Below are 14,631 nucleotides of genomic sequence, written 5' to 3' on the forward strand. Positions count from 1 at the left end.
AGTGAAATCTTTACTTTATTCAAGTCAAACTAGCAAGATCAGCTGATTGGTAAAGTCAACTTTTAAGCAAAAAGCTTATTTTGCAAAAGTCTCAAAATAGCAAAACCTACTCATATGTACTTTATGAATATTTTAAAGAGAATGTAAAAGTTGTGTAAATCACACATTATATTACTAACATAGTCTTGAGAAAAATAACAAATAATAAGACTACGCTCCACAAGGATATTCTTTCAAAGAAAAGGGAAATGGTTAATAAGTATGTAGAGTATGGAGTAATATCTAAAGAAAAAGGTAATAAAATTATATCTCATATGGAGAAGCGCTATGAAAAGCTTGAGGAAAATGACTTTATCCCTAAATGTCCCAGAAGTAAAAAGAAATGTATAGAGAAAACTAATTAGAAATTATAGATTTGCATAGTAATATTTATAAATGACCCTTAATTGTGTGATATGCTAGGGTCATTTTTTCATTTGCTTGCAAAAATACTAAGTATAAGCAGGAATTCCAGGGTATAATGTTGAAGAAAAAAGCGAAAGACAAAAAACGACCCTGTGGGACGAAGGTGGTCCCTCTTGTGGATGCTAAACAAAAATAGAATAATCTATTGATGCAAGCAAATAATAAAGCTAATCAGTTTAAGTACTTATAGGAGGTGGCACTTCTTAATCTGTGACATTGAAGAGTTATTTAATCTCCCTACACTAATAAGAGGAATTAAATAGTTGATGTTGAATAACAAATATGGATATCCAAAGAAAGGGGAATGTGAAAATGGCAATTAAAGTAGGTATTAATGGATTTGGAAGGATTGGAAGATTAGTATTAAGAGCAGCCTTAGAAAATTCAGAAGTAGAGGTTGTTGCAATTAACGATTTGGCTAGCCCGGAGGCTAACGCTCATCTATTTAAGTACGATTCAATTCATGGGATTTTCAATGGAGAAGTGGAAGTAGATGGCGATAACATTAAGGTTGACGATAAAAATATAAAAGTTCTAGCTGAAAGAGAGCCTGGAAACCTACCTTGGGGTGACTTAGGTGTAGATGTAGTAGTAGAATCAACCGGTTTCTTTACTGATGCAGAAAAGGCAAAAGCTCACATAGATGCAGGAGCCAAGAAAGTGATAATTTCTGCTCCAGCTAAGAAAGAAGATATTACTATAGTAATGGGGGTAAACGAAGAAAAATATGATGCAGCAAATCATCATGTAATTTCAAATGCATCGTGTACTACAAACTGTTTAGCTCCAGTTGCTAAAGTATTAAATGACAAGTTTGGTATAAAGAAAGGTCTAATGACTACTGTACATAGCTTTACTAATGATCAGAGGGTTTTAGACCAAGCACACAAGGACTTGCGCAGAGCGAGAGCAGCTGGAATGTCAATTATCCCAACTACAACAGGAGCTGCTAAGGCTGTTGCATTAGTACTACCTGAACTTAAAGGAAAGCTTAATGGATTTGCCATGAGAGTTCCAACTCCAAATGTTTCTGTTGTGGATTTAGTAGTAGAAGTGGAAAAAGAAGTATCAGTAGAAGAGGTAAACAACGTATTAAAAGAGCAAGCTCAAAGTGAACTTAAGGGTGTGTTAGCTTATTCTGAATTACCATTAGTATCTATGGATTACAATGGCAATCCTAACTCTTCAATTGTAGATGCCCTATCTACTATGGTAATGGAAGGAAACATGGTAAAGGTAGTATCTTGGTACGATAACGAGTGGGGATATTCTAACAGAGTGGTTGACTTAGTTAAGTATGTTGGAGAGAGGTTATCCTAAATGAATAAGCTTACAGTTTCAGATTTAGATGTAGCAGGTAAGAAGGTCTTAGTGAGGGTGGACTTTAATGTCCCCCTCAACGAAAGCAAAGAGATAACAGATGACACGAGAATTAGAGCAGCACTGCCTACAATCAAGCACTTAGCTGACAATGGTGCTAAAGTAATTTTAATGTCTCACTTAGGTAGGCCAAAGGGCAAAGTAGTAGAGGACCTAAGACTAGATCCAGTAGCTAAGAGATTAGCAGATTTACTAGGTTTAGAAGTCTTAAAAGCCGACGACTGCATTGGTTCTGATGCAAAAGAAGCTGTAGAAAAGATGGAAACAGGACAAGTGCTGATTTTAGAAAATACTCGCTTTAACCCAGAAGAGGAAAAAAATGACCCACAATTTTCAAAGGAACTAGCTGGTCTGGCAGACTACTATGTAAATGATGCTTTTGGAGCTGCCCATAGAGCTCATGCATCTACTGCCGGTGTAACTGAGTATTTAACCAGTGCTTGCGGGTTATTAATGGAAAAAGAAATTAGCATTATGGGTAAAGCTTTAAGTAACCCTGAGCGCCCCTTTGTGGCAATTATCGGGGGAGCAAAAGTCTCTGATAAAATCAGTGTAATAGAAAACTTATTGGGCAAAGTAGACACGCTTATTATAGGCGGAGGTATGGCAAACACTTTCCTAAAGGCCAAGGACTATCAATTAGGCAAATCACTAGTAGAGGCTGATAAAGTGGAGCTTGCTATGTCACTTATCAATAAAGCAGAGACTCAGGGAGTAAAACTCATGTTGCCAACAGATTTGGTGGTGGCCAAAGAGTTTAAAGCTGACAGTGAACACAAAAATGTAGAAGCAACCCAGGTTCCTGAAGAGTGGATGGCCTTAGATATAGGAGTAGAAACAGCTCAAGCCTATGCAAACGCCGTTAGTCAGGCAAAAACAGTAGTGTGGAATGGGCCTATGGGCGTTTTTGAGATGGACGTATTTGCCAAGGGAACAGAGAGTGTAGCCAAGGCACTAGCGGAATCTAAGGCAACATCAATTGTAGGCGGTGGCGACTCTGTTGCTGCAGTGGAGAAGATGGGAGTAGCAGAGCAGATTTCCCATATATCTACAGGGGGAGGAGCATCATTAGAGTTTCTAGAAGGAAAGGTGCTCCCCGGTGTGGATGCTTTAACTGACAAGGAGTGATAATGTGAGAAAACCAATTATAGCTGGAAACTGGAAAATGCATAAAAACAATGTGGAGGCTGAGGACTTCGTTAAATCCTTCCAGCCCCAAATTAGCGATATAGACAACGTGGAAGTAGTATTATGTGCGCCGTTCACAACCCTTGGGCACCTTATTAGTGTTACTGCAAATACTAATATAAGGATAGCTGCTCAAAATATGCACTGGGAAGATAGTGGAGCATTTACAGGGGAAGTTGCTCCTGGAATGCTTAAAAGCATAGACTGTAAATATGTGGTCTTAGGGCATTCAGAGCGACGTCAATATTTTGCAGAAACTGATGAGGCTGTGAACAAAAAGCTAAAAGCAGCACTTAAAGCCAACTTAACACCCATAGCTTGCATTGGTGAGCAATTGGAAGATCGAGAACAAGGCAAAACTGAAGCAGTTATTAAACAACAGTTTGAGGTAGGTTTTGCTGGTCTGACGTCTGAGGAGATGGCAAAAACGGTAATTGCCTATGAGCCGGTTTGGGCTATAGGAACTGGCAAAACAGCTACTTCGCAGCAGGCTGAAGAAGTATGTGCTTATATTAGAAAGTTGATTGAAGAAGGGTTTGGAAGCGAAACGGCACAGCAAGTAAGAATTCAATATGGAGGTAGCGTGAAATCAGCAAATGTTAAAGAGTTAATGGAGCAGCCTAATATTGACGGAGCTCTAGTAGGTGGGGCTAGCTTAGAGCCGGATTCTTTTGCACAAATAGTCAAGTTTTGAGGTGGTTTTAGTGAACAAAAAACCGTTAATGCTAATGATATTAGATGGATATGGAATGGAAGACGCAAAAAAGGGAAATGCCATAGCTGCAGCATCCACGCCTAATTGGGAACGGCTCTGGAACAGCTACCCTAATACAACTCTGGTTGCCTCTGGTGAAAGAGTAGGTTTGCCTCAAGGGCAAATGGGGAACTCTGAGGTAGGGCATTTAAATATAGGTGCTGGAAGAGTAGTATACCAGGAACTAACTCGAATCAGTAAAGCAATCAAAACTGGAGAGTTTAGTGAAAATGAACAACTACTAAAAGTAATGGATCAAGTAAAGCAAAAGAACTCCTCGCTGCACTTAATGGGCCTGTTATCTGACGGCGGAGTCCATAGTCATATTGAGCATCTATATGCGCTTTTAGAGATGGCTAAAGAGAAGGGGATTGAAAAAGTTTATATACACGCATTCTTAGATGGTCGCGATGTGGGACCGAGAACTGGCAAAGGTTATATTGAGCAAGTGGATGCTAAATGCCAGGAAATTAAATGCGGAAAATTGGCTACAGTGATAGGGCGATATTACGCTATGGATAGGGATAAACGCTGGGAGCGTTCAGAATTAGCATATAACGCTTTAGTTGTAGCTGAAGGAGAAAAGGCTGTAGACCCTGTAGCAGCTGTTGAAAATTCATATGCACAAGATGTAACAGATGAATTTGTGAAGCCCATTGTAGTTACTGATGAAAAAGAAAACCCTGTAGCTTCAATTAACGATGGAGATGGCGTTATATTTTTTAACTTCAGGGCTGATAGAGCGCGACAAATTACACGCTGCTTTGTAGATAAGGAGTTTGAAGGATTTAAGCGTAAAAAGCCAGTTGATGTGAGTTACTGTTGCTTTACTCAATATGATGCAACTATTGCCGCACCGGTGGCCTTTCCACCCCAGGTCTTAGAGAACACCTTTGGGCAAGTTTTGAGCAAAAATGAACTAAAACAGCTTCGCATTGCCGAGACAGAGAAATATGCCCATGTGACTTTCTTTTTTAACGGTGGCGTGGAAAAAGCTGAACCTGGTGAAGAGAGAGTTCTTATTCCCTCACCTAGTGTGGCCACTTATGACATGAAGCCCGAAATGAGCGCACCTGAGGTTACTGAGAGAGTTATTAAAGAGCTAGATAAGGGTGAATTTGACGTTATAGTGTTAAACTATGCTAATCCAGACATGGTAGGTCATACTGGGGATTTTGACGCTGCAGTAAAAGCGGTAGAAGTGGTAGACCAGTGTCTGGGTAAAGTAATAGACAAAGTTCTTGAGCTTGGGGGCAATGCCTTATTGACTGCGGACCATGGCAATGCAGAGCAGATGGTAGGTGTAGAAGAGAAGCCTCATACTGCTCATACTAGCAATGTGGTTCCTATGATATTGGTGAGTGAAAAACTTAGAAGTGGCAGGTTAAAGCAAGGTCGAGCTTTAGAAGATATTGCACCTACCCTATTAGCGATGCTAGAAATAGATAAGCCAGCAGAAATGACTGGTACTAATATAATTACTGAGGAGGAATAACATTGACTATCATCAGTGAAGTTTATGCTAGAGAAATACTTGATTCAAGAGGAAACCCAACAGTGGAAGTAGAAGTAGTACTTGAAAGTGGTGTTGTGGAAAGAGCCTGCGTACCTTCAGGAGCTTCTACAGGTGCCTATGAGGCAGTGGAGTTAAGAGATGGAGATAAGGACAGATATTTAGGTAAAGGTGTACAAAAGGCAGTAGACAACGTAAACAAGGTGATAGCACCAGACATAATCGGTTTTGACGCTACTGACCAAATAGGAATAGATAGAGTTATGATTGAACTTGACGGTACTCACAATAAGGGTAAACTAGGAGCAAATGCTATCTTAGGTGTATCTTTGGCTGTGGCAAAAGCGGCAGCAGCAGAACTTGGGTTGCCTCTGTACCAGTACTTAGGTGGAGTTAATGCAAAGCAATTGCCAGTTCCAATGATGAATATCTTAAATGGTGGTGAGCACGCCGATAATAATGTGGATATCCAAGAGTTTATGGTTATGCCTGTTGGTGCTCAAACTTTTAAAGAGGGTCTGCGTATGGGAGCTGAAATCTTCCACAATCTAAAAAAAGTATTACAAGGCAAAGGCCTGAATACTGCTGTAGGTGACGAGGGTGGTTTTGCACCAAACTTAAGCTCTAATGCAGAAGCGCTAGATGTAATTTTAGAAGCAGTTGAAAAAGCAGGTTATAGTGCGGGCACAGATGTGTTATTGGCGCTAGATGTTGCTGCTACAGAATTATATAAAGATGGCAAGTATGAATTTGAGGGAGAGGGCAAGAGTTTTACTTCTGAAGAGTTAGTGAACTTTTATGCGGACTTGGTTGAAAAATATCCTATCGTATCAATTGAGGATGGACTGGATGAAAACGACTGGGATGGCTGGAAGCTTATCACTGACAAGCTGGGTAAAAAAATCCAACTAGTTGGCGATGACCTTTTTGTTACCAACACTGAAAAATTGAAAAAAGGCATCGAAACAGATACAGCTAACGCTATTTTAATTAAGGTTAATCAGATTGGTACCCTAACAGAAACTTTGGATGCTATTGAAATGGCTAAGCGAGCTGGATATACTGCGGTAATTTCACATCGCTCTGGTGAAACAGAGGACTCAACAATTGCAGATTTAGCAGTGGCTACTAATGCTGGTCAGATTAAAACTGGAGCTCCGTCTAGAAGTGATCGAGTGGCAAAATACAATCAATTATTGAGAATTGAAGATGAGCTAGACTTCCTAGCAATGTACTTGGGCAAGGATGTTTTCTACAACTTGAACAAATAATCTAATTTTCAGATAACTACATTGCAGGAAATGGAAAAATAGTTGTACTCCTTCGTCTAATGTGTTAAAATGTAGTCATGATTTTACGTAGGAGGTGTGATAGGGTGAAAACATTGTTGATAATATTTCAAGTAATAGTGTCACTAGGGCTTATAGCAACAGTACTTATGCAATCTGGAAAGAGTGCGGGACTTGGTAGTATTGCCGGTGGTGCTGAGCAATTTTTCGGCAAGAAAAAGGGTCTTGATGATGTATTGGGCAAGGCTACAATAGTTCTAGCTGCGCTATTTTTACTTATAACTCTAACAACCTCCCTAATATAAGTGTGACTGCTCCTCGGTGCTTTTATATCCAAAAATATAAGAGCACCGAGTTTTAATATTATAATTAAATACATAAGGCTATCAACAAGGAGGTAATGAGGATGGATTTAACATTTGTTGCACCAGTGGCAGGTGTGATTGCACTAATTTTTGCCTTTGTGTTGTCAGCAAGGGTAAACAGTGCAGAACAGGGAACTGATCGCATGAAGGAAATAGCCAACGCGATTTCTGAAGGGGCAATGGCATTTCTGAGTCGTCAGTACCGAACCCTAGCTATTTTTGTAGTAGTTTTGGCAGTGATCATTTTTATAGCTGGATCGGTTTCTACAGGAGAAGAAAGCATGCAACCTTATACAGCATTGGCTTTTGTTTTGGGGGCACTTTGCTCTGGTGGCGCAGGCTTCATAGGTATGAAAGTTGCCACTAAAGCAAATGTAAGGACTGCTAATGCTGCACGTACTAGTGCAAACCAGGCTCTAGGTATTGCCTTCTCAGGTGGAGCAGTAATGGGAATGGCAGTGGTAGGTCTTGGTCTGTTGGGACTGGGAATTGTAAACTTGCTGTTTGACAATCCTCAGATTATTAATGGCTTTGCACTGGGAGCCAGTTCTATCGCACTTTTTGGCCGTGTTGGAGGCGGAATTTACACCAAAGCCGCCGATGTAGGAGCAGACTTGGTGGGTAAGGTGGAAGCAGGTATACCTGAAGATGATCCCAGAAACCCTGCAGTTATTGCCGATAATGTGGGTGATAACGTTGGTGATGTGGCTGGGATGGGAGCCGACTTATTTGAATCTTATGTGGGCTCAATTATAGCAGCTATTGCTATAGCAGCATCAGTAGGTATGGCAGAAGGTACTATGGTACCGCTAATGATTGCAGGTGCAGGAATTATAGCATCCATTATTGGGACATTTTTCGTCAAAACGAAAGAGGGAGCCGATGCAGGAAAAGCACTTCACACAGGTACATATGTAGCTGGAATATTATCTTTAGCAGCAATTTTCTTTATCACTCGAAGCTTTCTCCCGGAAGTTGCTCCGGAGGGATTGGCTGTTGGTTCATCTATGCCCTTCTGGTTAGGAGCTTTCATCGCAACTGTTGCAGGCCTTGTGGCAGGAATTATTATAGGACAACTCACAGAATACTACACTTCAGATCACTACAAACCCGTTAAAGATATCGCAAAAGCATCTCAAACTGGATCAGCAACAAATACTATTGCCGGAGTAGCGGTAGGAATGATTTCTACTGTAGGGCCAGTAATAGTTATAGTAAGTGCAATTTTACTTGCATATCACTTTGCAGGTTTATATGGCATTGCCTTAGCGGCTGTTGGAATGCTTTCTACAACTGGAATGACGGTTGCAGTTGATGCCTATGGGCCTATTGCTGACAATGCAGGTGGTATAGCAGAGATGGCTGGGTTAGACCCTAAGGTACGAGAAATTACTGATGGTTTGGACTCCGTTGGTAATACAACAGCTGCCATTGGGAAGGGTTTTGCTATCGGTTCAGCAGCTTTGACTGCGTTGGCTCTGTTCTCAGCTTATACCCAAGCTGCAGGAATTACTGCAATCGACATTATGCAGCCCACAGTTGTAGCAGGATTATTTATTGGTGGTATGTTACCATTTTTATTCTCAGCGTTGACAATGAATGCTGTGGGAAGAGCTGCTGGTGACATGATTGAAGAGGTAAGACGTCAATTTAGAGAAATTAAAGGTGTAATGGATGGTACGGGTAAGCCCGATTACGCTAGGTGTGTTAGTATCAGTACGGCTGCTGCTCTGAGAGAAATGGTAGTACCTGGTCTATTGGCGGTTGCAGCTCCGATTTTTGTGGGATTAGTAATTGGCAAAGAAGCACTAGGTGGTATGTTAGCAGGAGCTTTAGTAACAGGTTTCTTACTAGCTATTATGATGGCAAATGCTGGTGGGGCTTGGGATAACGCTAAGAAGTACATCGAAACAGGACAATATGGAGGAAAAGGTTCACCTGCACACGCTGCAGCTGTATCCGGTGATACAGTAGGGGATCCATTCAAGGATACATCAGGTCCTTCAATTAATATCTTGATTAAGTTAATGACAATTGTATCACTAGTATTTGCACCTCTATTTATGTAATTAAAAAAGCACTGCGCAAAAAACTTGCGCAGTGCTTTTTTAATTTGCAAAATCCTTCTATAAACTTTAATATATATAGTAAGAGGAAAGTATTACATAAAGTGGTGATAAAAGTGAAAATAGAGTACAAAAGCAAAGAGCCATTTTACTTTGCCGGTAATGGCATAGGTTGCCTCTTAGTCCACGGTTTTACAGGATCCCCGGCTGAAATGAGGTATTTAGGTGAAGCTCTTAATGACCAAGGCTATACTGTGTATGGAGTGCTACTAGCTGGGCATGGTGAAACACCTGAGGCTATGAAGGAATCTAATTGGCAGCATTGGTATGAGTCTGTACGCAAAGGGATAGAGTATTTGGCAGAAGAATGTGAAGAAGTATTTGTGATAGGTCTCTCCATGGGGGGGCTTTTGAGTTTGCGCGCAGCCGCTATCAATAAGGAGGTAAAACTAAAAGGTGTTGTTAGCATTTGTGCTCCAATCTACCTTCAAGATAAGAAGAGCTACTTAACTCCAGTGGCCCAATACTTTAAGCCCTACTATCGAAAAAAAATATCCAGTAAAGATGAGGCTCTGAATAAGGATAATGACCGCTTTACTTATTTTCAGATTCCCCTAAGCTGTGTTGCCAGTTTAGTTAATCTTATAAAAAAGACAAAGGGAGAGTTTTCAAGGATTGATTTGCCAACACTAGTAATTCAAAGTGAGATAGATCCAGTGGTGGTCCCTAAAAGCGGAGATTACATATTTAATAAAGTGGGAACAGAAAAGAAACAACTTATTTGGTTGAAGCGGTCGGGTCACTTGGCTACAATTGATGTTGAGCGAGAGCTAGTGGCTACAGAAATCATTAAATTTATTAGTAAAAATAGAGGTGATAATTGGAAGTTATGAAAATGTGTCTAAAAGCTATACAGGGAATATCTTTTCAAATAGAACTGTAGTGTAGAATCTTCACAAAATGGTTAAGCTATTACAAAAAAAGAGGTGATTTTACGTGGCTGAAAGAGAAGAAATATTCGCATTTATGCGTGAAGTAGCATATAAACCCTTAACAGCTGAAGAATTTGTTGAGGCAATGGAGTTAGAGGACACGGAGCAAATAGGGGAATTTTTAAAACTACTAGCAGAAATGGAAAAGCGAGGCGATGTTATTTTAACTCGCAAAAAAAAGTACGGCTTGCCTGAAAAAATGGGGCTAGTAGTAGGCAGACTGCAAGGACACAATAAAGGATTTGGTTTTTTAATTCCCGATAATGCTGAAGAACAGGATGTATATATAGCTTTAGAGGATTCCAATGGAGCTATGCACAATGACCGCATTATGGTGCGATTAAATCGAAAACAAGGAAAAGATAACAGACGCGAAGGCGAAGTTATCCGAATTTTAGAGCGAGCTAACAAGCAAGTAGTAGGGAGCTTTGAGCAAAACGGTAACTTTGGATTTGTAGTCCCAGATGACCAACGCATATATCAGGATATTTATATTCCCAAAGGGGAAATAGGTGGAGCTAATAGTGGTGATAAGGTCGTAGCAGAAATAACAAAATGGCCTGAGAGCAGAAGAAACCCAGAAGGTAAAGTGACAATGGTTCTTGGAAAAGCGGGGGACCCAGGAGTAGATATTCTAGCTATTATAAAAAAGTACAAGTTGCCTGAGGACTTTCCCCAAGAAGTGATGGAGGAAGTGAATCAGATATCCTTTGAGCCCGCACCTGAAGCTTATGAAAACAGAAAGGATTTGCGGGATGTTCAAATGGTTACCATCGATGGAGAGGATGCCAAGGACTTGGACGATGCTGTTAACGTTAAAGTACTGGAAAACGGCAATTACTCCCTAGGTGTTCATATTGCCGATGTTTCATATTACGTGGAACCTGGAAGTGAGCTAGACAATGAAGCATATAAGCGGGGTAATAGTGTCTATTTAGTTGACCGAGTGATACCCATGTTGCCTTCTAAGTTGTCAAATGGTATTTGCAGTTTGAATTCAGGCGAGGATAGAATGGCTGTATCTTGTCAAATGGAAATAGATCAAAAGGGCCAAGTTGTTAATTATGAGATTTTCCCATCGGTTATCCACATAGATAGGCGAATGACTTATACGGCAGTGAAAAAGATTCTAGTAGATAAGGATAAAGAGGTTAGAGAAGAGTATGGTGAGCTAGTAGAAAGCTTTGAGATGATGGAACAGTTGGCTTTAATCCTGAAGCAAAGACGAATTAATAGGGGAGCTATTGACTTTGAATTTCCCGAGAGTAAAGTTAAATTAGACGATCAGGGTAAAGCGGCAGAAATAATTAAGGTAGAGCGCTCTATTGCGGAAAAGATTATTGAGGAATTTATGCTAGTTGCCAATGAGACGGTGGCAGAGCATATCTACTGGTTGGACAAGCCCGGTATTTATAGGGTGCACGAAGAGCCAGACGAAGGTAAGGTCGAAACATTGAATGAGTTTATGCATAACTTCGGCTATCACATCAAAGGTGTGGGCAATGAAATTCATCCTAAGTCCTATCAGGAAATTGTAGAAAAAGTAGCTGGAAGGCCTCAGGAGCGAATTATAAACACGGTGATGTTGAGATCTATGATGCATGCCCGTTATGCCTCAACTTGCCTAGGTCATTTTGGGCTAGCAGCAAAATACTATACCCATTTCACCTCGCCTATTAGACGTTACTCGGATTTGATAGTGCATAGAGTTTTGAGAGAAAGCTGGGAGAACAAAGAGGCCCGAGGTAAAATGCCAACATGGTTCAAAAAGATGGATAACTTTGCTGATCAGACTTCAATTAGAGAGAGAGTAGCAGAAGAAGCTGAACGAGAAAGTGTAGATATGAAGAAGGTAGAGTTTATGGAAAGGCACCTGGGAGAAAAATTCGATGGAATTATTTCATCGGTGCTTCCCTTTGGAATGTTTATAGAGTTAGATAACAGCGTGGAAGGGCTAGTGCACGTATCCGCCATGGCAGATGACTACTATGAATTCGTTGAAGAGTTAATGGCATTTGTGGGGCAACACACTAACAAAATCTACAAATTGGGCGATAGAGTAGAAATTCAAGTAGTTAAAGTGGATAAAGAGGCTAGACAAATTGATTTTGAATTAGTGTAAATTGTTCCTGTTGACACATATAGTCCATATGTTATAATATACTATACAGTGCATGACACGAATAACCCTTTTGTAGATGACTAAGTTGCATTTGCAAAAGGGCTAATTTTTCTGAGGTGGATACCATATGGCTGACAAGAAGATTGTTACAGACAACAGAAAAGCTAGACACGATTATGCAATCGAGGAAACTTATGAAGCTGGCCTAGTGTTAAAGGGAACAGAGGTCAAATCTTTGCGTGCAGGCAAGGCTAATCTGAGGGATAGCTTTGCTCGTATTGACAAGGGAGAAGCATGGCTTCATAATATGCATATAAGTCATTATGAACAGGGAAACATTAACAACCATGATCCCACTAGGCCGAGAAAGCTGTTGCTGAATAAGGCAGAAATCAACAAGTTGATAGGCAAGATTCAACAAAAGGGATTAACTTTAGTACCCTTGAAGGTGTACTTTAAGTATGGTAGAGCTAAACTTGAGTTAGCACTGGCTCGAGGAAAGAAGCTCCATGATAAGCGCCGAGATATAGCAGACCGAGACGCAAAGCGAGAAATTGCCAAGGCGTTTAGAGAAAAGCAGAAAATGGTTTAATTCATGGGGGCGCACTGGTCTCGACGGGGGAAGTATGAGCATGAGTAGCGAGCCGGGGTTCCATTAGCCCGTAAAACGGTGGAAAAATAATTAAACGCTGAAGATAATAATTTAGCCTTAGCTGCATAAAGCAGCTAACATCCCTACCTCTGCTCCTGCGGTGAGGTAACGGATGACAAACTAAGCAGGATACTCAGTGGCAACTGCTCAGTAACCACTGGGGAAAATAACTGGGCTAGCCTTGACGCAGCCTGTCTGTGGGCGGCATAAAGGCGAAACCTAAAATGCAGACTGCGCTCGGAGAAGCTCTTGTGGGTACTCCTTCGGACGCGGGTTCGATTCCCGCCGCCTCCACCAATAATATAACAATTGAATATAACTTATGTACTTAAGTCTGGATGATGCGTTTTTGCTCATCTGGATTTTTTTATTTTCTAAAATAAGTTATATCCTCACTAGCATCTTCTCCATTAATGGTCTGAAAGCTAAAGTTGGGATACTTATCTAGAAGTCTGCGCAAGCCAAAATCACTTTCAAATAGTGCTACTAGATTGTCATCCTTATCTTTTACATAGAGGCAACCATAACTGTCTAATTTCAGTGGATCTATCTTTTTATCACTTTTTATCCAGCGTGCAATCTCATGTGGTAACCGTTCGAAGATTAAATCAACTCCGTATTCACCTTTAAGCCTGTGTTCAAATATCTCGAATTGGAGCTCGCCAATAACCCCTAAGATAATATCTTCAGAGCCCCGCAAAAAGGTCTTGTATATTTGTACTGCTCCTTCCTCAGCTAACTGGTGTAGTCCCTTGTAAAATTGCTTTTGTTTGAAAGCATTTTTTGTTGTAACCCTGGCAAAGTGTTCCGGGGTAAACTGAGGTAATTTTTCAAATTGAAAAGAGCTGTTACTTGTCAGTGTATCTCCAATGCGAAAAATTCCTGGGTCAAAAAGGCCAATAATGTCTCCTGGATAAGCCTCTTCGATAATATGGCGGTCTTGAGCCAAAAATTGTTGCGGTTGGGTTAGTTTAATATTTTTGCCCACCCGTACATGATTTACACTCATATTGCGCTCAAACTTACCTGAGCAGATTCGCAAAAAAGCTATCCGATCTCGGTGAGCTGGGTTCATGTTTGCTTGGATCTTAAAGATAAACCCAGAAAATTCACTATCTGTAGGATCTATTAAACCCAAATCGCTTTTCCTAGGTGTAGGTGCAGGGGCTAATTTTAAGAACTCATCTAAAAAGGTTTGCACTCCAAAATTGGTAAGGGCACTCCCAAAAAATATAGGTGTAAGCAGCCCTTGATTTATCTTGTCCACATCAAAGGGATCTCCCGCAATATCTAATAGCTCAATATCATCTTGCAGCTGTTTATAATGATCTTCGCTCAATAAGCTTTTAGCTATTGGGTCAGAAAGTCCTTGTCCATTTAGTGGTACAAGCTCTCGCTTATCATCCCCTTGAAACAATTCTAAGCGTTCATTTTGTCTATCATAAATTCCAAGTAAAACATCTAATATAAAATTATCTATCTAAATATAATCTATTATAGCTGAGCATAAAGCAGATTTATTTACTCCTATCAAAACAAATAAACTATGCTATAATATAATTTAAAGAGTTTTAGAAGGGAGTTTAACCTAAATGGACAAAGAAATCATGACTATTTCACAAGTAGCTAAATACCTTCAAATTAGCGAAATAACAACATATAAGCTAGTAAAGGAAGAAAAAATTAAAGCATTTAAAATTGGTCGCCACTGGCGAGTTAAGAAAGAAGATTTAAACAAATTTATAGAAAACCTAAATTGCAATAGCAAATTGAACTAATTTTCCAACTGTAATATTATGGATGGTTTATTCATATAGCAAAGTACGTATTTCTTCTTCAAAAGCT

The 14,631-nt window shown here is 40.2% G+C and carries 13 protein-coding genes and 1 other RNA gene; 13 read left to right on the forward strand and 1 reads right to left on the reverse strand.

The window, feature by feature from the left end:
* Window positions 1-185 precede the first annotated feature (185 nt).
* The 12 genes from GGQ84_RS14205 (at window position 186) to ssrA (ending at window position 13,083) form a co-directional block, all read left to right on the forward strand.
* Entirely contained in the window at window positions 186-404 is a 219-nt protein-coding gene (locus GGQ84_RS14205) for a DUF2680 domain-containing protein (protein ID WP_429163468.1), read from the forward strand.
* 373 nt (window positions 405-777) lie between these two features.
* Window positions 778-1,785 carry a type I glyceraldehyde-3-phosphate dehydrogenase gene (gap, locus tag GGQ84_RS14210; RefSeq protein WP_429163469.1) on the forward strand — a complete coding sequence of 336 codons (1,008 nt, stop codon included), beginning with the start codon at window positions 778-780 and terminating at the stop codon, window positions 1,783-1,785.
* Window positions 1,786-2,973, forward strand: coding sequence for a phosphoglycerate kinase (locus GGQ84_RS14215; protein ID WP_429163470.1), 1,188 nt, complete (start codon window positions 1,786-1,788; stop codon window positions 2,971-2,973).
* A gap of 4 nt (window positions 2,974-2,977) precedes the next feature.
* Window positions 2,978-3,727, forward strand: a complete 750-nt coding sequence (gene tpiA / locus GGQ84_RS14220; protein WP_429163471.1) for a triose-phosphate isomerase — start codon at window positions 2,978-2,980, stop codon at window positions 3,725-3,727.
* 28 nt (window positions 3,728-3,755) lie between these two features.
* Window positions 3,756-5,282 carry a 2,3-bisphosphoglycerate-independent phosphoglycerate mutase gene (gpmI, locus tag GGQ84_RS14225; RefSeq protein ID WP_429163480.1) on the forward strand — a complete coding sequence of 509 codons (1,527 nt, stop codon included), beginning with the start codon at window positions 3,756-3,758 and terminating at the stop codon, window positions 5,280-5,282.
* Window positions 5,283-5,284: 2 nt separating this feature from the next.
* Window positions 5,285-6,571: a phosphopyruvate hydratase gene (eno, locus tag GGQ84_RS14230; RefSeq protein ID WP_429163472.1), complete on the forward strand. Its 1,287-nt coding sequence runs from the start codon at window positions 5,285-5,287 to the stop codon at window positions 6,569-6,571.
* Window positions 6,572-6,675: 104 nt separating this feature from the next.
* Entirely contained in the window at window positions 6,676-6,894 is a 219-nt protein-coding gene (gene secG / locus GGQ84_RS14235) for a preprotein translocase subunit SecG (protein WP_429163473.1), read from the forward strand.
* A 95-nt stretch (window positions 6,895-6,989) separates the two neighbouring features.
* Window positions 6,990-9,023, forward strand: coding sequence for a sodium-translocating pyrophosphatase (locus GGQ84_RS14240; protein ID WP_429163474.1), 2,034 nt, complete (start codon window positions 6,990-6,992; stop codon window positions 9,021-9,023).
* A 104-nt stretch (window positions 9,024-9,127) separates the two neighbouring features.
* The gene (locus tag GGQ84_RS14245) at window positions 9,128-9,913 is read left to right on the forward strand and encodes an alpha/beta hydrolase (protein ID WP_429163475.1); all 786 of its coding nucleotides are present in this window, start codon (window positions 9,128-9,130) and stop codon (window positions 9,911-9,913) included.
* Between the two features lie 103 nt (window positions 9,914-10,016).
* Window positions 10,017-12,134 (forward strand): ribonuclease R, encoded by a 2,118-nt coding sequence (gene rnr, locus GGQ84_RS14250; RefSeq protein WP_429163476.1) that lies wholly within the window; start codon window positions 10,017-10,019, stop codon window positions 12,132-12,134.
* Between the two features lie 127 nt (window positions 12,135-12,261).
* Window positions 12,262-12,726, forward strand: a complete 465-nt coding sequence (gene smpB / locus GGQ84_RS14255) for an SsrA-binding protein SmpB (protein WP_429163477.1) — start codon at window positions 12,262-12,264, stop codon at window positions 12,724-12,726.
* Window positions 12,727-12,731: 5 nt separating this feature from the next.
* Window positions 12,732-13,083: a transfer-messenger RNA gene (gene ssrA, locus GGQ84_RS14260) on the forward strand.
* Between the two features lie 70 nt (window positions 13,084-13,153).
* On the opposite strand, the gene GGQ84_RS14265 is transcribed toward ssrA, so the two are convergent.
* Complete coding sequence (locus tag GGQ84_RS14265) at window positions 13,154-14,203, reverse strand: EF-Tu/IF-2/RF-3 family GTPase (protein ID WP_429163478.1); 1,050 nt, start codon at window positions 14,201-14,203, stop codon at window positions 13,154-13,156.
* A 175-nt stretch (window positions 14,204-14,378) separates the two neighbouring features.
* Between GGQ84_RS14265 and GGQ84_RS14270 the strand changes: the two genes are divergently transcribed.
* The gene (locus GGQ84_RS14270) at window positions 14,379-14,564 is read left to right on the forward strand and encodes a helix-turn-helix domain-containing protein (RefSeq protein WP_429163479.1); all 186 of its coding nucleotides are present in this window, start codon (window positions 14,379-14,381) and stop codon (window positions 14,562-14,564) included.
* The last annotated feature ends 67 nt before the right edge of the window (window positions 14,565-14,631 follow it).

Source organism: Desulfitispora alkaliphila, from assembly GCF_050433185.1.
Lineage (GTDB): Bacteria > Bacillota > Desulfitisporia > Desulfitisporales > Desulfitisporaceae > Desulfitispora > Desulfitispora alkaliphila.